Origin of the sequence: Corallococcus sp. AB032C (assembly GCF_003668935.1) — a bacterium.
GTDB classification, from domain to species: domain Bacteria; phylum Myxococcota; class Myxococcia; order Myxococcales; family Myxococcaceae; genus Corallococcus; species Corallococcus exiguus.
Genome location: NZ_RAWP01000017.1, coordinates 40,637 through 61,814, shown reverse-complemented (window position 1 = coordinate 61,814; position 21,178 = coordinate 40,637). Strand labels below are relative to the sequence as shown.

The 21,178-nt window shown below is 71.3% G+C and carries 19 protein-coding genes and 1 pseudogene; 10 read left to right on the top strand and 10 right to left on the bottom strand.

Annotated features, from left to right (window positions below):
- Positions 1 to 10: 10 nt before the first annotated feature.
- From D7X99_RS10315 to D7X99_RS10290, 6 genes are all read right to left on the bottom strand, one after another.
- Complete coding sequence (locus D7X99_RS10315; protein WP_014398640.1) at positions 11 to 274, bottom strand: phosphopantetheine-binding protein; 264 nt, start codon at positions 272 to 274, stop codon at positions 11 to 13.
- A complete protein-coding gene (locus D7X99_RS10310) occupies positions 261 to 1,040 on the bottom strand; it encodes a 1-acyl-sn-glycerol-3-phosphate acyltransferase (RefSeq protein WP_121777611.1) in 780 nt (259 codons plus the stop codon). The genes D7X99_RS10315 and D7X99_RS10310 overlap by 14 nt, the downstream gene beginning before the upstream one ends.
- Complete coding sequence (locus tag D7X99_RS10305) at positions 1,033 to 1,773, bottom strand: beta-ketoacyl synthase chain length factor (RefSeq protein ID WP_211483804.1); 741 nt, start codon at positions 1,771 to 1,773, stop codon at positions 1,033 to 1,035. Before D7X99_RS10305 ends, D7X99_RS10310 begins: the two co-directional genes overlap by 8 nt.
- A gap of 346 nt (positions 1,774 to 2,119) precedes the next feature.
- Complete coding sequence (gene mdcG, locus D7X99_RS10300) at positions 2,120 to 2,779, bottom strand: malonate decarboxylase holo-[acyl-carrier-protein] synthase (RefSeq protein ID WP_120575938.1); 660 nt, start codon at positions 2,777 to 2,779, stop codon at positions 2,120 to 2,122.
- 247 nt (positions 2,780 to 3,026) lie between these two features.
- Positions 3,027 to 4,565 (bottom strand): hypothetical protein, encoded by a 1,539-nt coding sequence (locus tag D7X99_RS10295; RefSeq protein WP_233613273.1) that lies wholly within the window; start codon positions 4,563 to 4,565, stop codon positions 3,027 to 3,029.
- Between the two features lie 85 nt (positions 4,566 to 4,650).
- Positions 4,651 to 7,134 carry a ribonuclease H-like domain-containing protein gene (locus D7X99_RS10290; protein WP_121777609.1) on the bottom strand — a complete coding sequence of 828 codons (2,484 nt, stop codon included), beginning with the start codon at positions 7,132 to 7,134 and terminating at the stop codon, positions 4,651 to 4,653.
- Between the two features lie 191 nt (positions 7,135 to 7,325).
- On the opposite strand from D7X99_RS10290, the gene D7X99_RS10285 reads away from it, so the two are divergent.
- Positions 7,326 to 7,961: a YafY family protein gene (locus D7X99_RS10285; RefSeq protein WP_120563765.1), complete on the top strand. Its 636-nt coding sequence runs from the start codon at positions 7,326 to 7,328 to the stop codon at positions 7,959 to 7,961.
- Between the two features lie 51 nt (positions 7,962 to 8,012).
- On the opposite strand, the gene D7X99_RS10280 is transcribed toward D7X99_RS10285, so the two are convergent.
- Positions 8,013 to 8,537, bottom strand: a complete 525-nt coding sequence (locus tag D7X99_RS10280) for a phage tail protein (RefSeq protein ID WP_121777608.1) — start codon at positions 8,535 to 8,537, stop codon at positions 8,013 to 8,015.
- 184 nt (positions 8,538 to 8,721) lie between these two features.
- Between D7X99_RS10280 and D7X99_RS44425 the strand changes: the two genes are divergently transcribed.
- A complete protein-coding gene (locus D7X99_RS44425; RefSeq protein ID WP_216671891.1) occupies positions 8,722 to 10,668 on the top strand; it encodes a collagen-like protein in 1,947 nt (648 codons plus the stop codon).
- Between the two features lie 30 nt (positions 10,669 to 10,698).
- Here the strand turns inward: D7X99_RS44425 and D7X99_RS43580 are convergent.
- A pseudogene (locus tag D7X99_RS43580) lies at positions 10,699 to 11,217 on the bottom strand (N-acetyltransferase family protein); the annotation flags it as partial.
- Positions 11,218 to 11,340: 123 nt separating this feature from the next.
- Between D7X99_RS43580 and D7X99_RS10265 the strand changes: the two are divergent.
- Entirely contained in the window at positions 11,341 to 12,885 is a 1,545-nt protein-coding gene (locus tag D7X99_RS10265; protein WP_121777605.1) for an NAD(P)/FAD-dependent oxidoreductase, read from the top strand.
- On the opposite strand, the gene D7X99_RS42755 is transcribed toward D7X99_RS10265, so the two are convergent.
- Complete coding sequence (locus D7X99_RS42755) at positions 12,842 to 13,204, bottom strand: hypothetical protein (RefSeq protein ID WP_158626971.1); 363 nt, start codon at positions 13,202 to 13,204, stop codon at positions 12,842 to 12,844. The two genes, D7X99_RS10265 and D7X99_RS42755, sit on opposite strands and share 44 nt — an antisense overlap.
- Before the next feature lie 257 nt (positions 13,205 to 13,461).
- Here D7X99_RS42755 and D7X99_RS10255 point away from each other — a divergent pair, with 257 nt between their 5' ends.
- The 4 genes from D7X99_RS10255 (at position 13,462) to D7X99_RS42750 (ending at position 18,668) form a co-directional block, all read left to right on the top strand.
- The gene (locus D7X99_RS10255) at positions 13,462 to 15,540 is read left to right on the top strand and encodes a carbon starvation CstA family protein (RefSeq protein ID WP_169824975.1); all 2,079 of its coding nucleotides are present in this window, start codon (positions 13,462 to 13,464) and stop codon (positions 15,538 to 15,540) included.
- Positions 15,537 to 15,743 carry a YbdD/YjiX family protein gene (locus D7X99_RS10250; RefSeq protein WP_120577622.1) on the top strand — a complete coding sequence of 69 codons (207 nt, stop codon included), beginning with the start codon at positions 15,537 to 15,539 and terminating at the stop codon, positions 15,741 to 15,743. The genes D7X99_RS10255 and D7X99_RS10250 overlap by 4 nt, the downstream gene beginning before the upstream one ends.
- Positions 15,744 to 15,829: 86 nt before the next feature.
- On the top strand, positions 15,830 to 17,248 hold the full coding sequence (locus tag D7X99_RS10245) for an RICIN domain-containing protein (protein WP_121777603.1): 1,419 nt from the start codon (positions 15,830 to 15,832) through the stop codon (positions 17,246 to 17,248).
- Between the two features lie 82 nt (positions 17,249 to 17,330).
- Complete coding sequence (locus D7X99_RS42750; protein WP_158626970.1) at positions 17,331 to 18,668, top strand: hypothetical protein; 1,338 nt, start codon at positions 17,331 to 17,333, stop codon at positions 18,666 to 18,668.
- Positions 18,669 to 18,674: 6 nt separating this feature from the next.
- Here the strand turns inward: D7X99_RS42750 and D7X99_RS43120 are convergent, their stop codons facing one another.
- Positions 18,675 to 18,851: a hypothetical protein gene (locus D7X99_RS43120; protein ID WP_199756333.1), complete on the bottom strand. Its 177-nt coding sequence runs from the start codon at positions 18,849 to 18,851 to the stop codon at positions 18,675 to 18,677.
- Here D7X99_RS43120 and D7X99_RS43115 point away from each other — a divergent pair, their 5' ends adjacent.
- The 3 genes from D7X99_RS43115 to D7X99_RS10225 all read left to right on the top strand — a co-directional run bounded on the left by D7X99_RS43115 (position 18,852) and on the right by D7X99_RS10225 (position 21,174).
- Positions 18,852 to 18,953, top strand: coding sequence for a YbdD/YjiX family protein (locus D7X99_RS43115; RefSeq protein ID WP_233613264.1), 102 nt, complete (start codon positions 18,852 to 18,854; stop codon positions 18,951 to 18,953).
- Between the two features lie 85 nt (positions 18,954 to 19,038).
- A complete protein-coding gene (locus D7X99_RS10230; protein WP_121777601.1) occupies positions 19,039 to 19,743 on the top strand; it encodes an RICIN domain-containing protein in 705 nt (234 codons plus the stop codon).
- A 93-nt stretch (positions 19,744 to 19,836) separates the two neighbouring features.
- A complete protein-coding gene (locus D7X99_RS10225; protein ID WP_121777600.1) occupies positions 19,837 to 21,174 on the top strand; it encodes a hypothetical protein in 1,338 nt (445 codons plus the stop codon).
- The last annotated feature ends 4 nt before the right edge of the window (positions 21,175 to 21,178 follow it).

The following is a 21,178-nucleotide window of genomic DNA, read 5'->3' as shown; positions in this document are numbered from 1 at the left end:
CGGGGGCTGCTTAGGAACGGGTGCGGTGGGTGCTGACGAAGTCCGCGAGCGCCCGAACACTGGCGAAGTGACGGCGATTCTCCTTGGAGTCGCTCGCCAGCACGACGCCATAGGACTTCTGCAACGCGAGGCCGAGCTCCAGGGCGTCAATGGAGTCCAGCCCCAGCCCTTCGACGAACAGCGGCGCCGCCGGATCGATGTCGTCCGGCTTCAGGTCCTCGAGGTTCAACGTGTCGATGACCAGCCGCTTTATTTCCTGCTCAAGCTCCAACATGTTCCTGGCTCCCCCTGGAGAAATGGTCGTGCAACCGGGTGGTGAGCTGGCGCGCGGCCTTCGCCGCCTCGCCCGCTTCCGCGTCCTGGGCGGACACGGGGATGTCGTCCTCCACGCGGATGACGTAGTGCATGGGCTTCTCCGGAACCTTCCACCAGGGCATGCCCTTGGTGAGGCCCCGCGGCTCGCAGCGGATGATGACCGGCGTGATGTCGCACGGGCCGCGCACCGCGATGTTGGCGGCGCCGCGCTGCAGCTGCATGTTCCCGTCCAGCGGCGTGCGCGAGCCTTCCGGGAAGATGATGAGGTTGTTGCCGGCCTTCACGGACGCGATGCAGTCCTGGACAAGCCCGGGCCCGGAGTCGTTGCTCAGGTAGCGCGTCGCCCGGATGGGGCCGCGCGTGAACGGGTTGTTCGCCAGGCTCGCCTTCACCACGCAGTCCGCGTTGGGGACCAGCGAGATGAGGAACACCACGTCGATGAGCGACGGGTGGTTGGCCAGGATGAGCAGCCCGGAGCGCGCCAGCTTCTCCACGCCTTGCAGTTCGTAGCGCAGCACGCCCAGCGCGCGCATGTAGCCGATGAAGAAGCGGAACGTGTAGTGCACCGCGAGCCGCGCCAGCCGCTGCTGCCGTTTCGGTTCGCGCACGAAGAGCGCGAGCAGCGGGAAGTAGAGGAGCCGCAGCGCCAGCCCCCCCAGGCCGAAGGTGGCGAAGGACAACCCGGTGGCGAAGATGCGCCACGGCCGTTCGAGCTTCTCAAGCATGGCGCGCCCACCGCCAACACCGGCCGCCTGTCGCGTGCTCCCACCGCGAGGCGCCGGAAACGAGGAAGCGCAGGGCGCTCAGGCCCGCCGGGAGCTCCGCCGCATCCAACTGCGCGACGGGCGCGTCCGGGGCACCGGCAGCGCAGTCCAGGTGGATGGCGTCCGCGCCCGTGCTGGCGGAGAGGAGGCAGGCCCATGCGTGGGGAAACGCCACGTCCCGGGAGAAGTGTTCCCACGGCGTGGGCACGGGCTCGTCGTAGACGACGACCATCACCCGGGGGACGCCGTCCGACAGCAGGCCGCACGCCTCCGTGAAGGCGGCCTCCACCGTCTCTTCTCCCGCGGCGATGGCGGCGTAGGCGGACGTGTCCCCCCGAGCGATGGAGTAGAGCGCGCCGATGGCGTTGTGCACCGACAGGCTGAAGGAGGTGGGCGACAGCGGCTCCGAGCGCGCCAGCTGCGTGAGCAGCTCCACCGAGCGGCCCAGGTCGCCATAACGCGATGCGAAGATGACGGGCGCGTCCGGCGCGTCCACGTGCGCGTCATACGCAGCCTGCAACGCGATGCGGCCCAGCCGGTCCACCCGGCGGCGCATCATCGCGGGCATCGCCGCGAGCGCGGGCGTGCCTTCCGCGGGGAGCGGATGCGGGGTCGCGAGCCACGTTTCCCAGGAAGCAGGATGGACGAGCCCGGGGGCCCAGGCGGCCCAGCGCTGTACGGAGAATCCCACCATCGTGACGGAGAGGCCCCAATCGCCCCCAAAGACAACCTTTACCAAACCATTCACAGGGTGACAATTGGGCGGCCGACCCGAGCGGGCCAGACGCCGGGAGCCCGCCCTGCCGCCTGCCCTGTGTCCGTTACAACCCCGGGTTCTTGTTGATGAAAGACGCAACGCGGCCTCGGCCTTCACGTTCTTCCGGGTTTGTCCAGGGAGGTGACGCGCCCGTGTGTCGCGCGGAGTGCGAAGCGCCCCGCGAGTCATTCGAAATGGGCGGCGGAAACGGGTTGTGACGGCGGCTTGCGTGACGTGGCGGCGGGCGCGCCTATTCACGCGGGGCGCGCTTGCCCCGCGAGTTTCAGGACTCGGAGGGGAAGAGGGCGCGCAGCTCGCGGAGCGTGCGGGGCCTGGCGCCGCGGGGGCCGGTGACCCAGATGCGCTCGGGCTCCAGCGCCAGCTCGCGCCAGGACACGGCGCCGCCGTCGGGCAGCAGCACCTCGCCGTCCAGGCGCACCACCGAGTGGCGCCGGGACACCGCTTCCAGCCCGAACAGCAGCCGCTCCACGTCCGACCAGCGCGCGGGGGCGAACAGCAGGTCCACGTCCGACAGCGGCCGCACGAAGGGCACGCCCGAGCGGTGCTGCCAGGCCAGCGAACCGAACACGCCCACCGTCAAATCCAGCGCGGTGCCCAGGGCGATGACGTCGTCCAGGGCGGGGCCCCAGGCCGCGGGGGCGGAGGCGCGCACCTCCTGCACCGTGGGCGGCGGCAGGTGGCGCTCCACGGCGGACAGGGCCCCGTGCAGCGACAGGTGGCGGCGGTCGGGCAGGGTGAGCCCCAGCCTCAGGTCGTCCTCCTGGTCCGGCGGCTCCTGCCGGGCGACGGCGAAGGGCCGGCCCTGATCCCGCCACGCAGTGACGTGCGCGAGGACGTCCGGGACCAGGGGCGAGCGCAGGGCCTCCGCCCAGTTGGCGCCCAGGTACACCCAGTCGTGCCGCACCGGACGTTCACCGCCCATCAGCGGGCATCTCCTGCCGCCAGGGGGAAGCCGTGCCCGCTTCCGCGACGCGGGACGGGGCTGCCCCCGGGACAGGCGGAAGCGGAAGCGGTGGAGCTCACTCCTCGATTCATTACCCGGATTCACGCCGCCGGTGGGAGCGATCCTGCACCGGTCGACGCCGGTTGCTCCCGGCCGCGCGAATCTCCCCGGAAATCCGGGTGGGAGCCGAGCGCACGCCTCAGGGATTCCCCTGAGGCGCGGGGAGCTAGCGGGGCTTCTGGAGAATGGGGCTGACGGCGCTCACGTGTTGGCGGCGCATGTCGATGAGGATGTCGTAGTTGCGCGGCTCCGGGGCGACGGGGCCGGCGGCGAAGCGGTAGAGGCCGCTCACGTCGCGCTCGCGGGGGAAGCGCTCCTTCACCAGGGCCTTGAGCATCTCCTTGGCCACCCACTCCGCGTCCACGGAGACGGAGCCGAACTCGTCCAGATAGTGGAAGGGCGCGGTGGAGTCCGACTGCTTCGCGGTGAGGACGAAGACGCGCGGCTTCCTGTCCGGGACGACGAGGCTCGCGCCCTGCGCCATCACCGCCAGCTCCCGGCCCTGGGGCAGGGCGAACAGCTCCAGGGACTGCTCGTGCGCGAGCAGGGCGCTGAAGGCCACGAACGCGGTGAGCAGGCCCGTGGCCATGCGCGGGCCATGCCTGGGCCAGAGGGTGCCCAGGTTCACCAGCGACGCGGCGAAGAACACGGCCCACACGCCCGTGAGCGCGTTGAGCGTGCGGTAGGTGGGCCACCGCTCCCCGGCGAGGAAGCTCACCGAGTACGCCACGCCCGACAGCGTCACCAGCGCCAGCAGCCAGCGCCCCACGCCCCCGAGCCCCGAGCGGCGCCCCTCCACCGCGATGCCCACGCCCAGGAGCGTCAGCGTCAGCACCACCATGGCCCAGTAGCCGTCCATGTCGCCTGGTGGCGCCTCGTTGAGCGCGGACAGCGCGAGCGCGTTGGGGAACACGTGCGTGAGCGCCCAGACGGTCTTGTCCACCCAGTGCTTCTCGAAGCTGAGCCGGGGCGAGGGCGGGAAGATGCCCGCCTTGAACAGCACCTGCGTGACGGCGTACGCGAGCGCCAGGCCCGCGGCCATCACCAGCAGGTGCTTGAGCATCCATCGCGCGGTGTCCTTCAGCGACACGTCGCGGCGCACCACCAGTGACGCCGCCAGCAGCACCGCGGAGAACAGGCCGCTCACCTGATAGATGAGCGTCGCGCTTGCCATGCTCCCCACCGCGGCCAGCGCGTACGGCCACCGGACGGGGGCCTCCGCTCCCGGCGGACCGATGGCGCGGCGGGCGAAGGCGAACGCGCCCAGGCCCAGCATCAGCGCCAGGGCCTGCGGCCAGCAGATGCTCCAGTTGGCGATGACCTGCGCGGACGGCGTGACCGTGAGGAACCCCGCCAGCAGCGCGGCGGCGCCCGTCCGCCAACCCTCCTTGCGCAGCAGCAGGAACACCGCCGCCGCGAGCACTCCCAGGCCGGCCACGCCCATCAGCCGCAGCCCCACCAGCCCGTCGATGCCGTTGGCCGCCTTCGCGGACGCCTCCAGCATCCAGCCGTAGAGCGGGCGGCCCTGCGACGCGCAGAAACGGAGGATCTTCCCCGGCTCCTCGCGCGCCTCGCGCAGGATGGCGTAGTCGTCACGCAGGCCATACCGGTGGATGACCGCGCTCCAATAGATGAGCGAGGGAAGCAGGAGCAGCAGGGCCACGGTGCCGGGAACCACCAGCGCGCGCGGCGGGAGACGCTTCATCAACGAGAAGGCCATCGAAGTTGACGCAACGTAGCAGAAGCCTCCCACTGACTCCCGGAGCAACCGGGACACGGCAGGGTTCCAGTCACGGTGAGAAGGGCGGGGCTCCAACCACCTGCGTGTCCTCACCGAACTCCGGGCCTCGGGGCTCTCTCACGACGGTGAGCACGGGCCGCGCGTCCGCGAGCGACGGCGTGAAGAGCGAGGGCTGGTCGGGGTCCGCGAACACGGTGGCGAAGTCCTCCGGGGCCAGGCCTCGCGCGAGCCGGGCCGCGAACGAGTCCTTGAGCTGGCGCACGTAGTACTCGACGTCGTAGTCGCGCGCGTCGTCGCCCGCGGGCTCGCCTGGAGCGGGGCGTGGGGCGGGTTCGCCGTCCTCGGTGAGTGCTTCCGGGAGCAGGCCCGCGCGGCCGCCGGTGGCGCGGTAGATGCGCACTCGCTCGCCCAGGGACCAGTGCTCGCGGCCGTTCGTGAGCAGCGCTTCGTACGGCAGCTCCCTGCGCTGCTTGCGCGTGGCCAGGTACTGCGAGGGGGACTTGGTCAGCCGCACCTGCGCGGAGACCTCGAAGGTGGGGACCCGGCGCCGCCTGAGCGCCATCACCGCGTCCACGTAGGTGTCGCGCACGGTGCGCACGTCGCCGGCCAGCAGGTGATGGAGGGCTCGGCGCAGGAAGTCCTCTCCATAAGGCTCCGCGCGGCTGGAGCGGAAGGCCACCCCGCGCAGCAGCAGGGGCCCGGCGTAGGGCTGGAGCGCGTAGTTCTTGGGTTCGTGCGACAGCATGGCGGCGTAGCGCCCGTCGAACTCCAGCTTCACGCGCGGTGGCAGCAGGGCCGCGACCTCCGACACCACGCGGCGCTCGTCGGTCTCCGTCCAGGCTTCCGGCACCGCGAAGTAGACGCCGTCCGTGTCGGCCTCCAGCAGCGTCACGCCCCGTTGTGCCAGCTCGCGGCACATCAGGCCCAGCAGCTCGCGTCCGCGCCGCGTCACCTCGTTGGCGGCGTGCACGTCCGAGAAGCGGGTGAGGCCCACCGCGCCCATGTAGCCGTAGGCGGAGTTGATCAGGAGCTTCATCGCCGCGGAGACGGCCTCGTGCGTGTGGCGCTCCGGGGAGCCGGGCGGGGCCTTCTTCCCCTTCGCCTTCGCGTCCAGGCGCTGATCCAGCAGCCGGTCCACCAGCGCGAGCAGCACGTTCAGCCGGTCGCGCTTCGGCCCGATGCGGTACTGGCGCATCAGCGACGGGTAGAGGCTGGCCACGTCCGCCTTCACGATGTGGCGCGCGACGCCGGTGGCGAACAGGTGCAGCGCCGCGCCGCTGTGGGATGTGCCGTCGCCGGATTCGTGCCCGGGCAGCGCCGCGCCCGAGCGCACGTAGGCGCGCACCATCAGCGGATCCAACACGCCCGTCGCCGGTCCCGCGTCCGCCAGCCGCTCGTAGCGCCGGGGGGCCATGCGCGCGAGCGCGAACGCCGCGCCGCCCATGAGGTGCGCCAGCCCCGCGGCCTCCGTCACGTCCTCGCGCGCGTAGCGGCGCACGCGCTCCGGATCCTTCAGGAAGACCTCGTGCACGCGCGCGCCGGGGATGAGCTCGCGGTCGGGCCCGGACAGGCCCAGGTGTCGCGCCACCGCCTTGAGTCCGTGGCCGGGCAGGTCTCGGGCGGCGAAGTCGTGGCGGCGCACGGCGTCCAGCGTGTCGATGAACTCGCGGCCGGGGACGGTGTAGCGCGCGCGGCGCATGGCGTCCGCGTCACGGCCTCCAGGGCCCCGGTTCAGCGCGGCGCCTCTCGCCGAGGGGCGGTGGCGCAGGCCCGGCAGCCCCGCTCGGCCCAGCGCCAGCGACACGTTCAGCCGCTTCGCGCGTTGGTCCAGGAAGGGCAGGTCGAAGCCGTGCAGGTTGTGGTTCTCCACCACGTCGGGGTCGGCCTCGCGGATGCGCGCGACCAGCCGGCGCAACAGGTCCGCCTCTCCGGCGTCTCCGTCCGCTGTCACCTCCAGCGTCTCCGCCCGGCCGTCCGGATCCCTCACCGCCACGAGGAAGATGCGGTCCCTGGATGGATCCAGGCCGGTGGTCTCCAGGTCGAACTGGAGCCTTCGCAGGTCGTCGAAGACCAGGTCGCGGAAGTACGTGCGGCCGGTGGCCACCAGGTACTGCTCCTCCGGAGGCAGCACCAGCGCCGCGGCCGGGCCCAGGTCGCGCAGGTGGCCCACGCGTTGATCCAACCGCTTCGATGCGCCCTTGAGCACGGCGGACGCCAGCGCGCGGCCGTCATCCGCGCTGACGAGGAAGCGCAGCGCGCCGGGTCCCTCCAGTTCACGGAACGTCATCGCGCCCGGCACCGGGGGCATGCCTTCCGGGCGGAGCGTGTCCCCCAGGTGCTCCAGGTCTTGAAGCGACGCGAGCAGCACCCAGGGCCGGTACCTTGCGTCCTCGCGCAGCCTCGCGTGCGTGCCCGGCTGCCGCTTCCAGATGAAGGCTCGCCCGTCCGGCTCCGCCCAGACGGACACGATGCCCGGCGTCGGGTCCCATCCCCACAACCACTCGTCCTCCAGCGGATGGGGGGGCGCGACCATGGGCGGGGACTCAGGGGACGGAAGGCGCGGCGCGCTGGCGCTGCTCCGGGCGCTCATAGGCGCGCGAGGGCCCGCTTCGCAAGGGTGGGCGGACAGGAGCGGCGTGGCGCTGTCGGAAGGGCTTCGCATCGCTGGGGCTCGGCCCCAGCTTGAGGGCCCCGGCTGACAGCGGTATGTCAGGATTCATCGTCATGCAGCGCACCGAGCGACTCTTCGCCCTCGCCGAGTACCTGAGGGGCCGCCGCACCGGCGTCACCGCGGAGGTGCTGGCCGAGCGCTTCAGCGTGACGGTGCGGACCATCTACCGGGACCTGGACGCGTTGCGCGCCGCGGCGCTGCCGGTGGGCGCGGAGCGGGGCCGGGGCGGCGGCTACGCGCTGGACCGGGGCTACAGCCTGCCGCCGGTGAACTTCACCGCGCGCGAGGCGGCGCTGGTGGTGGCGTTGGGGCGATTCGCCATCGACATGCGGCTGTTGCCCTTCACGGGGACGCTGGAGTCGGCGCTCGACAAGGTGCGCTCCGCGCTGTCCACGTCCGCGCAGCGGGAGCTGCTGGCCCGGCTGCGCGAATTGACGTTCCTGGGCGTGCCATCCCTGCCCACGCGCAAGCCCGTGCGCGAGGCCCTGGAGCGCGCGTGGTTCGAGCGGCAGCCGCTGCGCATCACCTACGTGGACGGCAACTTCCTGGAGACGGTGCGCGAGGTGCGCATCGAGTCCGTGGTGATGGACCGGCACGAGACCCGGCTGGACGCGGTGGACCTCGCGTCCGGGGAGCGGCGCCACTTCCGGTTGGACCGCATCACACGCGCGGAAGTGGTGGGTGCCTGAAGCGCGAAGGAGGGGCCACGCTCCTGGCGTGGCGCCCTCCTGTCGTGAAGCTCAGCCGCGCGAGGGGAAGACGCCTTCCGTCGCGATGATGAAGTTCACGCAGGTGTACGGGTTCTGGATGGGCACGGGCTGGCTGCCGCCAGAGATGCCCACGGCCTGGGGGCCCATCACCGTGCTGGGGGTGGTGACGTAGGGCAAGGGGGTGGTGGTGGGGGGGACGGTCGCGAGGTACGCGCCCTGCGGGCTCTCAGTGTTGCCCTCCTGCGTGCTCGCCATCAGCGGGTGGGTGTGCGCGGGCATCTGGGGGGAGATGAGCGTCACCGACTGCTGGCCGGAGCTCTCGCCCAGCGAGTGCGGCGTGAGCCCGGGGCCCTGTCCGGGCTGCATGGGGAAGCGGCCGCGCAGGTCCGGCAGCGCGAACGTCGTTATCCCATCGCCGCCGTAGGTCGTCCCCAGGATGGCGAAGAGCGCCTGGTTCTGCGCGATGGACAGCAGCGCGCCGTTGCAGAGGAGCCAACCCTTCGGCGCGAAGTCGCCTCCAAACATGATGATCTGCCCAATGTACGGCGTGGACATGGTGCCCCTGGTGTGACGTCGAGTGTGAGCCGGCGAACAGACCATGGGCGCCCCCTCGATGAAAGAGCGCGGCGCGTCAACAGGCAAACCCACCCAGCGTGTGCGAAGCTTCACAGTTCGTGGCGGCGATTTTCCCTACGCTGCACGTCGCAGCACCGCCTTTTGTTGGGGGAGGACCTGGTCCATGTCGCTTCGAGCTTTCGTGCCCCTCCGTGGGGAGTTCTCGCGTTTCCGTGTGCTGTCGCTTTGCGCGACGTTGATTGTGTCCGCCTGCACGGGGGAGACAGGAGACGGCCCGGCGGGACCGGAAGGCCCTCAGGGGCCGGCGGGCGCGATAGGCACCCAGGGGCCTGCCGGCCCGCGAGGTGAGAAGGGCGCCACGGGTGAACCCGGCCTGACGGGTCCCGAGGGGCAGCAGGGCCTGTCAGGTGCTCCGGGCGAGCCCGGTCCCCAGGGGCAGCAAGGCGTGCAGGGACCGGTGGGCGCTTTGGGACCGCAGGGCCCTATCGGCCTGATGGGCCCCATGGGGCAACAGGGCGCGGTGGGCCCCACGGGTCCCGCGGGAGCGAAGGGCGACACGGGCCCGGCGGGAGCGAAGGGCGACGTGGGCGCGAAGGGCGATACGGGCGCCATCGGTCCCGAGGGACCAACGGGAGCGAAGGGCGACACGGGCGCGGCAGGTCCGACGGGGGCCACGGGAGCGATCGGCCCTGCTGGCGCGAAGGGTGACACGGGCGCCACAGGCGCGGCGGGGCCCACGGGAGCGACCGGCGCGGTCGGCCCCGCTGGAGCGACTGGTCCCGCTGGCGCGAAGGGGGACACGGGCGCCACGGGCGCGGCAGGCCCCACGGGAGCGACCGGCGCGATTGGACCCGCTGGTGCGACCGGCCCCGCTGGCGCGAAGGGTGACACAGGCGCGGCAGGCCCCACGGGAGCGACTGGCGCGGTCGGCCCCGCTGGCGCGACCGGCCCTGCTGGCGCGAAGGGCGACACGGGCGCGGCAGGGCCCACGGGAGCGACTGGCGCGATCGGACCCGCTGGTGCGACCGGCCCCGCTGGCGCGAAGGGCGACACGGGCGCGGCAGGGCCCACGGGAGCGACCGGCGCGGTCGGCCCCGCAGGTGCGACCGGTCCCGCTGGTGCGACCGGCCCCGCGGGCCCCACGGGCGCTTCGGGAGCTCAGGGCACGCAGGGGCCGTCGGGCACGCAGGGGCTCTACGGCGACGGCTCGGCGGGGGCGTTCAACGTGGGCGTGGGCCAGACGGTGGACCTCTCCACCTCGACGGGGGTGGCTTCGCTTCCCGCGGGCTTCAACCTCCAGTTCAGCGGCATCAACATCGCCGGAACGCTCATCCTCCCCAGCGGGAGCGTGCTGCGTTCCTCCGGCGACATCACGGTGAGCGGCACGGTGAACGTGCAGGCCGGCGCGGAGGACCTGGGCAATGGTGAGGCGCCCACGGGCATCGCGCGGACGGCGGCGACCAACTACAGCGGTGGCGCGGGGCTGGCGTCGTTCCAGGCCGCCCAGGTGCGCCGGGTGCAGTCGGCGTCGGGCGGAGCCGGCGCGCGCATCTACGTGGGCGCGAGTGCCGACGGTGGCGCGGGTGGCGGCTCGGTGTTGCTGGCCGCGAAGGGCAACATCCGCATCGTCACGGGGGCCAACATCAACGCGAGCGGGTCGTCCGGCGTGAACCCGGGGACCGCGGGCGTGTCCATCGTGGGCACGGGTGGTGGTGGTGGCGGCATCGTGCTGGTCGCGGCGAAGGGAAGCATCACCCTGGGCGGCGCCATCCGCGTGCAGGGCGGCAACGGCGCGAACGGTTACGACGGCAACGGCGGCACGGGTGAAGGCGGTGGCGGTGGCGGTGGCGGTGGCATCGTCCACTTCATCTCCTCCTCGACCGCCAGCGTGACGGGCTCCGTGGTGACGGCGGGAGGCTCGGCGGGCTCCAACGCAGGGGCGGGCGCCAGCAGCATTCCGGGTGGCGGCGGCGGTGGCAGTGGCGGCAGTGGCGGCAATGGGGGCGGTACCGCCCCGGGCACGACGTCGATCGTGAACCCCTCCGCGGGTTCGGGCGGCTACTTCCTCCAGACGGTCGTTCCGGAGCCGGAGTCGCTGCTGGGGCTGTAGGCGCAAGGCCTTACGGAACCGGCGGGCTCACCCGACGCCGGTTCCGGAGTCGCCTTCTGGAGCCCGCCACTGGAGCTCCAGGTACGGCGACGCCGGGTCGCTGCCCGGCACGGGCGTGAAGCCCTGCCGGGTGTAGAGCCGCAGCGCCGGATTGTCGCGCGTGACGTGCAGCCGCACGGGCACGCGCGCCCGCGCCGCCTCCGCTTGAATCGCTTTCAGCAGGTGCGTGCCCAGGCCTTGTCCCCGCTGCGTGTGAAGCAGGGTCACGTCCAAGAGCAGCAGCTCCGCGGAGGTGCGCACCAGCCACTGGCGGCCCACGGGAACTCCCTCCACTTCGACGATGGCGTGGCCCTCCGGAGGATAGGTCGCCGCGTAGTGGCGGGCCTGTGCCTGGTGCTGCATGCGCAGGAACAGCTCCGCTTGCGCGGGCGGCCAGCCCCACGAGGCCAGCTCCTGTTCGCGCGTGCTCGCGTAGAGCGTGAAGAGGAACGGTTCGTCCGCTGACGTGACCGTGCGGAAGAGGGGCGCGAAGGATGGGGGCGTCGTCACGGCGGGGCATCCTACGCCGCGCGAACCTGTCCGACAGTCGGACAGGTTGGGGCCGCCTCGGCTGGCGTCCCGCGGGTCACCGGCTCTTCCCGTAGGTGCCGTGTCGGGTGGAATGTGCACAGCATGAAGGTCGGGGGCTTCGAGCCCCTGCGCATCCAGGAGGTCCATCCGGTGTCTCCCCGTCTTCCGCAGCATGTGCGCGTCGCCATCGTGGGCGCGGGCTTCGCCGGGTTGGGCATGGCCATCCGGCTGAAGCAGGACGGCATCGACGACTTCATCATCCTGGAGCGCGCGGACGACGTGGGGGGCGTCTGGCGTGACAACGTCTACCCCGGCTGCGCGTGCGACGTGCAGTCGCTGCTGTATTCGTTCTCCTTCGCGCCGAACCCTGGCTGGTCACGCGCCTACTCACCAGGCTGGGAGATCCAGGAGTACCTGCGCGACTGCGTGCGGCGCTTCCAGCTCGCGCCCTTCCTGCGCTTGGGACACGCGGTCCTCCGCGCGAAGTGGGACGTGACGACGCGGCGCTGGGTGTTGGAGACATCCCACGGCAGCCTCACCGCGGACGTCCTCGTGGCGGCGGTGGGCACGTTGAGCGAGCCCGTGATTCCACCCCTGCCCGGGTTGGAGCGCTTCCGGGGCAAGGTGATGCACTCGGCGCGGTGGGATGCGGGCTACGCGCTGGCCGGGCGTCAGGTGGGGGTGGTGGGCACGGGCGCGTCGGCGGTGCAGATCGCGCCGGCCATCCAGCCGGAGGTGGGCCGGCTCGTCCTCTTCCAGCGCACGCCCGCATGGGTCTTGCCCCGGGGCGACAAGCCCAACGGTGCTCTGCGAAAGGCCCTGTACCGGTGGGTGCCGGGCGCGCGGTGGCTGCTTCGTGGGGCGCTGCGCATCCTGCGCGACAGCCTGGCCCTGGGCTTCCAGCACCCGTGGATCCTCCGGCTCGCGCAGCCAGTGGTGCTCCGGCACATGCTGAAGACGGTGAAGGACCCTTCGCTCCGCGACCGGCTCACGCCCCGGTACACGATGGGGTGCAAGCGCATCCTCGTCTCCGACGACTATCTGCCGGCCCTCACGCGCCCGAACGTGGAGGTCGTCACCGCGCCCATCCGCGAGGTGCGCGAGGACGCGGTCGTCACCGGCGATGGCGCCGTCCACCCGGTGGACACGCTCATCTTCGGCACCGGGTTCCAGGCGACGGACATGCCCATGGGGCACCACATCCACGGCCGTGACGGCCGGACGCTCGCGCAGGTGTGGGCGGGCAGTCCCCGGGCCTTCCTGGGCACCACCGTGAGCGGCTTCCCCAACCTCTTCCTGCTTCAGGGGCCACACACCACGCTGGGCCACACCTCCGTGCTGTTGATGATGGAGGCCCAGGTGGAGCACGTGCTGGGCGCGCTGCGCTACCTGGAGGCCCGGGGCGCCGCCGCCGTGGAGCCGGATCCAGGAGCCCAGGACGCCTTCGTGCGTGACCTGGAGGCGCGGCTGTCCAGCTCTGTGTGGAACCAGGGGGGATGCCGGAGCTGGTACATGGATGCCTCGGGGCGCAACTCCGCCCTCTGGCCCGGCTCCACCACGGCCTTCCGCCACCGGGTGGAGCACTTCGAACCGTCGGACTACGTCACGCTTCCCCGGGCGGCTGTCCCTCGCACGCTCCGGCGGTGAGGCGATAACGGGGTTTCAGGAGCGCTTCGCGCGCTTCCGGGGCGCGGTCTTCCTCTCGGTGGGGGACGCGTGCTTCCTCGCCGTCGCACGGCGGGCCGCCACGGCCCCAGAGGACGCGCTGGTTCGCGACGTGATGTCCCTCGCCGCGCAGCACTGGCTGGAGGATGCCGTCGTGGTAGGCGCGCATCCACTCGCGCTGCACCTCGCGCGCGGGGCGCGCCATCGTGACGGCCGCATGCTCCAGCAGGGCGAACGTGCCCGTGGGACGGGGCTCGCACGTCAACGTGTCCGAGGACGCGCCGTCCGTGATCAGCTCCACGTGCGCATCGTTCAGCGAACGGAGCGCGGCCGTCCATGCCTGGCGTCACCTGCGAGCGCCACACGCCGTTCGCGTCCGCGGCGCCGGCCTTCGACACGGCGTGCGGCGTGGCACACGCGGCGAGCAGGCCCGCGAGGACGAGGGGAATGCCCTTGCGCCGACTTCCTCCACCACCCGACACCCCGCCGCGAGCGGGTCGGGGGGATTCGGGGCGTGCGCTATAAGCCTCGCGCGGGGTGGGGGTTGCCTGCCCGCTGATGGGAGACATCGTGGGTGGAGTCGCTCGGAAGTTGGGATGGGTGGCCCTGGCGCTGGTCGGGGCCTTCTGTCTGGGCGTGGTGGCGCTGCACCGGGGAGAGTCCATCAGTGCCATCTGGCTGGTGGTCGCCTCGGTCGCGGTCTTCATGCTGGGATATCGCTTCTACGGCCGTTTCATTGCCGAAAAAGCGCTCCAGGTGGACCCGTCTCGCGCCACCCCCGCCGAGCGCCGCAACGACGGCCTGGACTACGTGCCCACGGACCGGTGGGTCGTGTTCGGCCACCACTTCGCGGCCATCGCGGGCGCGGGTCCGCTGGTGGGCCCGGTGCTGGCGGCGCAGATGGGCTACCTGCCCGGCACGCTCTGGATCCTGGCGGGCGTGGTGGTGGCCGGCGCGGTGCAGGACTTCGTGACGCTGTTCCTGTCCGTGCGCCGCGACGGCAAGTCGCTGGGCGACATGGTGCGCATGGAGCTGGGGCCCGCGGCCGGCGTGACGGCCATGGTGGGCGTGCTGATGATCATGATGATCATCCTCGCGGTGCTGGCGCTGGTCGTGGTGAAGGCGCTGACGCACAGCCCGTGGGGCACCTTCACCGTGGCGATGACCATCCCCATCGCGGTGGCCATGGGCCTGTACCTGCGCTACGTGCGGCCCGGCAAGGTGCTGGAGGTGTCCATCGTCGGCTTCGTGCTGTTGATGCTCAGCATCTGGCTGGGTGGCCAGGTCTCCGAGTCCGCGACCTGGGGCCCCTGGTTCACCTTCGACAGCCGCACGCTGGCGTGGCTGCTCATCGGCTACGGGTTCTGCGCGGCGGTGCTGCCGGTGTGGCTGTTGCTCGCGCCGCGCGACTACCTGTCCACCTTCCTCAAGATTGGCACCGTGCTGCTGCTGGCGGTGGGCATCGTGCTGGCGGCGCCGCACCTGAAGATGCCGGCGGTGACGCGGTTCGTGGACGGCTCCGGCCCGGTGTTCTCCGGCAGCCTCTTCCCGTTCCTCTTCATCACCATCGCGTGCGGCGCGGTGTCCGGGTGGCACTCGCTCATCGCGTCCGGCACCACGCCAAAGATGCTCGCCACGGAGGGTGACGCGAAGCTCGTGGGTTACGGCGCCATGCTGATGGAGGCCTTCGTGGCCATCATGGCGCTCATCGCCGCGTCGGTGCTGGAACCGGGCGTCTACTTCGCCATGAACTCGCCCGCGGCGCTCATCGGCACCGAAGCGGCGCAGGCGGCGGCGACGCTCAGCCAGTGGGGCTTCGTCGTCACCCCTGAGGTGCTGGAGCAGACGGCGCGCGACATCGGTGAGACGACCATCCTCTCCCGCGCGGGCGGCGCGCCCACGCTGGCGGTGGGCATGGCGCAGATCCTCCACGGGCTGGTGTCCGGGAAGGGGATGATGGCCTTCTGGTACCACTACGCCATCCTCTTCGAGGCCCTCTTCATCCTCACCACCGTGGACGCCGGCACGCGCGTGGGGCGCTTCATGATCCAGGAGCTGGCGGGCCTGGTGTACGCGCCGCTCAAGCGCACCGAGTCCTGGGGCGCGAACCTGCTGGCCACCGCGCTGTGCGTGGCCGCCTGGGGCTACTTCCTCTACCAGGGCGTGGTGGATCCGCTGGGCGGCATCAACACGCTGTGGCCGCTGTTCGGCATCGCCAACCAGATGCTCGCCGCGGTGGCGCTCACGCTGGGCTGCGTGGCGCTGGTGAAGATGAAGCGCGAGCGCTACGTCTGGGTGCCCGGCATCCCCGCCGCATGGCTGGTGCTGTGCACGCTCACCGCCGGCTTCCAGAAGGTGTTCGGCGGTGACGTGCGCGTGAGCTTCGTGGCCCACGCGCGGGCCTTCTCCCAGGCGGTGGCCGAAGGGCGCCTCATCGCCCCGGCGAAGTCCGTGGAGGAGATGGAGGCCATCATCCACAATGACTACCTGGATGCAGGCCTCACCGTGTTCTTCATGGGCGTGGTGGTGGCGACCATCCTCTTCGGCGTGCGCGCGGCGCTCCGGGCCCGGGCCTCGCCGGTGCCCACGTCGCACGAGACGCCCTACGTGGCCGCCGCCGTCCCGGTGAAGCCGTGAGGCGCGCACTCACGCAGGCGCTCCAGCGCGGCTGGCGGCAGGCCGTGCGCACCGCGCGGTCGATGATTGGCGTGCCGGATTACGACACCTACGTCGCCCACATGCGCCGTCACCATCCGGACAAAGCGGTGATGACCTACGCGGAGTTTTTCAACGACCGCCTCCAGGCCCGCTACCGCGGAGGTGGCGGCCGGTGCTGCTGAGCGGATGAGTCGTTGAGTCTTCCGGATAAAGCTGCTTAGTGGGTTTTACGGGTCAAGCCCGTTCAACCCCTTCGCAGGAGTCTGCTGTGTCTCGTACCTCGACGCCGTTCCGGACGTGGGCGCTGGGCGCCGTGTTTCTCGCATCGTTGGGAGGCTGCTCGGGCCCGGAGGACGCTCCTGCCGTTGGTGAGCCGGTAGGCAAGGTGGAGGCGGCCGCGCTGTCCACGCGCGTGGTGGGCTACCTGCCGACGTGGGCGGGGGATGTGAATGCGCTGCAGTACTCGAAGCTGTCTCACATCAACTATGCGTTCGCGTTGCCCACGGCGTCCGGCGGGCTCACGGGGGTGAGCAGCTCTGACGCGCGGCTGCGCTCGCTGGTGACGCAGGCGCATGCGCAGGGTGTGAAGGTGCTCATCGCCGTAGGCGGCTGGAACGACGGCAACGACAGCGGCTTCGAGCAGATGGCGGCCAACGCGAGCACGCGCACGGCGTTCGTGAACACGGTGGTGAACTTCGTCAACGCGGCCGGGCTGGACGGCGTGGACATCGACTGGGAGTACCCGGACCCCGGCACTTCGGGGAACAACTACGCGGCGCTGATGCGCGAGCTGGGCACGGCCATGCACAGCCGGGGCAAGCTGCTCACGGCGGCGGTGGTGGCCAACGGCTACACGGGCGGCGGCGTGCAGGCGTCCGTGTTCAGCGACGTCGATTTCCTCAACATCATGGCGTACGACGGCGGGCAGCCGCATTCGACGTATGACCTGGCGGTCCAGTCGCTGAACTACTGGAAGGGGCGCGGGCTGCCGGCGTCGAAGGCGGTGCTGGGCGTGCCGTTCTACGGGCGCTCGCCGTCGAGCTACGTGGGCTATTCGGAGCTCGTCGCGCGCGACTCGCAGGCGCCCTACAAGGACAACGTGGGGGACGTCTATTACAACGGCATCTCGACCATCCAGGCGAAGACGCAGCTGGGGAAGCAGAACGGCGGCGTGATGATCTGGGAGCTGTCCCAGGACACGTCCGGGAGCACGTCGCTGCTCAACGCCATCTACTCCGTGGCGCAGGGCACGGGCGGCACGGGGGCATACCGGCTGGTGAACAAGGCCTCTGGCCGCTGCGTGGACATCAGCGGCCCCAGCACGGCGGACGGCGCCATCATCCACCAGTGGGCCTGCCACACGGGCGCGAGCCAGCAGTGGTCCATGGAGGCGACGGACAGCGGCTACTACCGCTTCGTGTCGCGCCACAGCGGCAAGGCGCTGGACGTGAAGGAGGTGAGCACGGCGGACGGCGCGGGGCTCCAGCAGTGGTCCTACGGCGGCGGGAGCAACCAGCAGTTCAAGCCGGTGGCGCTGGGCAACGGCTACCACCGGCTGGAGGCTCGCCACAGCGGCAAGGTGCTGGACGTGACGGGCTGCCAGCAGGGCAGCGGTGACGGCACGCTCATCCAGCAGTGGACCTGGTCCAACAACGACTGCCAGCAGTTCCGGCTGGAAGCGCTGTAGCCCCTTGGAGGGAGGCGGGACCGGCGCCGCGCCGGCCCCGCCGTGCATCGGGATCGGGGCGGATGGTATAGGGGTGCCCTCGATGATTGACTCATTCGCCCGGTGGGGACGCCTGCTCCGTCGTCCCATCCACCTGGGGTGGGAGCGCCTGCGCTCCCCGTATGCGACGGCGCTCGGGATGTGCTTCGCGTTGCTGCTGTTGCGCTCGCACGCCCGGCTCGCGCAGGCGCACGTCTGGGCGGAAGACGGATGGAGGTTCCTGGCGGATGCGCTCGAGCACGGCCTGGGCGCCACGTTCATGCCCTATGCGGGCTATCTGCATGTCGTCCCGCGACTGCTCGCGTGGGGTGTGGCGCTCCTGCCCCTCGAAGCGTTCGCGCTGGGGGTGGCGTTCGTCACCCTGGCCCTCAACGCGGCACTGTTCGCGCTCATCGCGCGGGACGGCTGCCGCTGGCTGGTGCCCCATGATGGCGTGCGGATCTTCACCGCCGTGGCGTTCTGCTTCCTGTCGGGCACCTGGGAGGTGACGGGCAACCTCGCCAACCTCCACTCCGTCCTCTTCTACGGAGCCATGCTGGTGGCGCTCCAGGACCTGGACCGCCCGCTGGGATTCGCCGACGGGCTGGTGCTGCTCGCGGTGGCCACGAGCGCGGGCGAAGGCGTGTTGCTGGCGCCGGTCTTCCTGCTGCGCGGGGTGATGCGGTGGCGCGATGGCCGGCCCCTGCGCGAAGTGGTGGGGGAGGCACTGGCGGCGGTGGTGCTGACCGTGCCGGCCGGGGTGAACGCGGTGCTCCTCCGCCAGGCCGACTTGCCCGCCGCGGACTTCCCCACCTGGCCGCTGTCCCGCATGGCGGAGCACCTCTGGATCACGCTCAACGACCGCTATGTGCTGCACCCGGTGCTGGGCGACAGAGGGGCGATAGCCTATTTCTTCTGGCCGTTCGCGGTGCGGATGGCGGTGGTGTCCGGGTTCGCAGCCGTGCTCGTCCTGGGGCTTCGCCGGTTGCCCGCGCGTCCGCGCGTGTTGCTGCTGGCCGCCTGCGCCTGCGTCTCCGTGTTGATCCCGCTCACCTGGTATGTGCGCGCCGACGCGGCTGAATTCCCCACGTTCGGCGTGCTCCGGGATCCGGACGTGATGGATGCCCGCTACATGCTGTTCGCGCTCCCGGCGGGGCTCACCCTCTGGGTGGCGGCGCTGGGGCGGATCCGGACCGTCTTCGCCGGGGGCCTGTGCGTCTGCGTGGTGGTGCTGGCCCATCCACGCTGGACCTTCGAGCCGTGGGGGCCCGAGCGCGACTGGGCCCAGACCGCCCGACGCATCCGAGAGGTCCGCGAGACGCCAGGGGCGGAGGCGAGCGTGCGCATCAATCCCAAGGGATGGGCGATGCGGATCCGAGGCGCCTCGCGCCCCGGGCCGTGATCGCGCTCAGGGCTCCTGTGCCTTCGCGAGCGCGTCGCGAAGCCTGGCGGCGAGCACCTGGAGCTGCGGAGGCTTGAGGAAGGAGTAGTGGTCTCCGGGCACCGTGTGCATGTCCAGTCCGCCGGGCGCGTAGGCGGCCCAGCCGTGGTCCCAGCGGGAGGCCTCCGCACCTACGTCGCCCACATGCGCCGTCACCATCCGGACCGGCCGGTGATGACCTACGCGGAGTTTTTCAACGACCGCCTCCAGGTCCGCTACCGCGCCGGTGGCGGCCGGTGCTGCTGAGTGATGAGTCATTGAGTCTTCCGGACAAAACTGCTTAGTGTGTTTTGATGGTTAAGCCCGTCAAGCCCCTTTGCGGGAGTCTGCTGTGTCTCGTACCTCGACGCCGTTCCGGACGTGGGCGCTGGGCGCCGTGTTTCTCGCATCGTTGGGAGGCTGCTCGGGCGCGGAGGACGCTCCTGCCGCCGGGGAGCCGGTGGGGCAGGTGGAGGCGGCCGCGCTGTCCACGCGCGTGGTGGGCTACCTGCCGACGTGGGCGGGGGACGTGAACACGCTGCAGTACTCGAAGCTGTCCCAGGACACGTCCGGGAGCACGTCGCTGCTCAACGCCGTCTACTCCGTGGCGCAGGGCACGGGCGGCGGCACGGGGGCGTACCGGCTGGTGAACAAGGCCTCTGGCCGGTGCGTGGACATCAACGGCCCCAGCACGGCGGACGGCGCCATCATCCACCAGTGGGCCTGCCACACGGGCACCAGCCAGCAGTGGTCGATGGAGGCAACGGACAGCGGCTACTACCGCTTCGTGTCGCGCTACAGCGGCAAGGCGCTGGACGTGCGGGAAGTGAGCACGGCGGACGGCGCGGGGCTCCAGCAGTGGTCCTACGGCGGCGGGAGCAACCAGCAGTTCAAGCCGGTGGACCTGGGCAATGGCTATGTCCGGCTGGAGGCTCGCCACAGCGGCAAGGTGCTGGACGTGACGGGCTGCCTGCAGGGCAGCGGTGACGGTACGCTGCTCCAGCAGTGGACCTGGTCCAACAACGACTGCCAGCAGTTCAACCTGGAAGCGCTGTAGCCCTTCGCGCGAGGCGGGACCGGCGCCGTGCCGGCCCCGTCGTGCACCGGGGGGCCGTCCAGGAGCGGGGCGGATGGTATAGGGGCGCCAGCGATGACTGACTCATTCTCCCGGTGGGTACACCTGCTCCGTCGTCCCATCGACCTGGGATGGGAGCGCCTGCGCGCCTCGTATGCGACGGCGCTGGGGTTGTGCTTCGCAGTGCTGGTGCTGCGCTCGCACGCGCGGATCCTCCAGGCGCACCTGTGGGCGGAAGATGGCGCGGTGTTCCTGTCGGATGCGCTCGCGCACGGCCTTGGCGCCACGTTCAAGCCCTACGCGGGTTATCTGCACGTCGTTCCCCGGCTGGTGGCCTGGGGCCTGTCGCTCCTGCCCATCGAGGCGTTCGCGCTCGGGCTGGCGTTCGTCACCCTGGCCATCAACGCGGCCGTGTTCGCGCTCATCGCGCGGGAGCGCTACCGCTGGTTGGTGCCCCATGACGGCGTGCGGCTCCTCACCGCCGTGGCGTTCTGCTTCCTGCCGGGAACCTGGGAGGTGACGGGCAACCTCGCCAACCTCCACTCCGTCCTCTTCTATGGAGCCATGCTGGTGGCGCTCCAGGACCTGGACCGCCCGCTGGGATTGGCCGACGGGCTGGTGTTGCTCGCGGGGGCCTCGAGCGCGGGCGAGAGCGTGTTGCTCGCGCCGGTCTTCCTCTTGCGTGGCGTGATGCGGTGGCGCGACGGCCGGCCCGCGCGCGAGGTGCTCTGGGAGGGGTTGGCGGTGGCGGTGCTGACCGTGCCGGCGGGGGTGAACATGGTGCTCTTCCGTCAGTCGGGTATGCCTGCTTCGGACTTCGCCCACTGGCCGCTCTCCCGCATGGCCGAGCACCTCTGGCACACGTTCAACGTCCGCTACGTGCTGCACCCGGTGCTGGGCGACGGAGGGACGCTGTCCTACTTCCGCCGGCCGCTCGCGGTGCGGCTCGCGGTGGCGTGCGGGTTCATCGCCGTGCTCGTCCTGGGCATTCGCCGGGTGCCCGCGCGTCCTCGGGTGTTGCTGCTGGCCGCCTGCGCGTGCGTCTTCCTGTTGATCCCTCTCACCTGGTACGTGCGCTCCGGATCCGCCGAGTACCCCACGTTCGGCGCGTTCCGGGACCCGGGCGTGGTGGAGGACCGCTACATGCTGTTCGCGCTCCCGGCGGGCGTCGTCCTCTGGGTGGCGGCGCTGGCGAGGTTCCGGTCCCTCTTCGGCGCGGGCCTGTGCGTCGCCGTGATGGTGCTGGCCCTTCCACGGTGGACCTTCGAGCCGTGGGGCCCCGAGCGCGACTGGGCCCCGAGCGCCCGCCTCATCCGCGTGACCCGCGAGACACCGGGCGCGGAAGCTTCCGTGCCCATCAATCCCATCGGGTGGTCATTCCATGTCCGAAGTGCCTCGCGCTCGGAGCCGTGAGCGC

Coding starts and splice junctions, on each gene's coding strand:
- D7X99_RS10315 (WP_014398640.1), bottom strand. CDS start 274: ATGTTGGAGCTTGAGCAGGAAATAAAGCGGCTGGTCATCGACACGTTG.
- D7X99_RS10310 (WP_121777611.1), bottom strand. CDS start 1,040: ATGCTTGAGAAGCTCGAACGGCCGTGGCGCATCTTCGCCACCGGGTTG.
- D7X99_RS10305 (WP_211483804.1), bottom strand. CDS start 1,773: ATGGTGGGATTCTCCGTACAGCGCTGGGCCGCCTGGGCCCCCGGGCTC.
- mdcG (WP_120575938.1), bottom strand. CDS start 2,779: ATGGGCGGTGAACGTCCGGTGCGGCACGACTGGGTGTACCTGGGCGCC.
- D7X99_RS10295 (WP_233613273.1), bottom strand. CDS start 4,565: ATGAAGCGTCTCCCGCCGCGCGCGCTGGTGGTTCCCGGCACCGTGGCC.
- D7X99_RS10290 (WP_121777609.1), bottom strand. CDS start 7,134: ATGGTCGCGCCCCCCCATCCGCTGGAGGACGAGTGGTTGTGGGGATGG.
- D7X99_RS10285 (WP_120563765.1), top strand. CDS start 7,326: ATGCAGCGCACCGAGCGACTCTTCGCCCTCGCCGAGTACCTGAGGGGC.
- D7X99_RS10280 (WP_121777608.1), bottom strand. CDS start 8,537: ATGTCCACGCCGTACATTGGGCAGATCATCATGTTTGGAGGCGACTTC.
- D7X99_RS44425 (WP_216671891.1), top strand. CDS start 8,722: ATGTCGCTTCGAGCTTTCGTGCCCCTCCGTGGGGAGTTCTCGCGTTTC.
- D7X99_RS10265 (WP_121777605.1), top strand. CDS start 11,341: ATGAAGGTCGGGGGCTTCGAGCCCCTGCGCATCCAGGAGGTCCATCCG.
- D7X99_RS10255 (WP_169824975.1), top strand. CDS start 13,462: ATGGGAGACATCGTGGGTGGAGTCGCTCGGAAGTTGGGATGGGTGGCC.
- D7X99_RS42750 (WP_158626970.1), top strand. CDS start 17,331: ATGATTGACTCATTCGCCCGGTGGGGACGCCTGCTCCGTCGTCCCATC.
- D7X99_RS43115 (WP_233613264.1), top strand. CDS start 18,852: ATGCGCCGTCACCATCCGGACCGGCCGGTGATGACCTACGCGGAGTTT.
- D7X99_RS10225 (WP_121777600.1), top strand. CDS start 19,837: ATGACTGACTCATTCTCCCGGTGGGTACACCTGCTCCGTCGTCCCATC.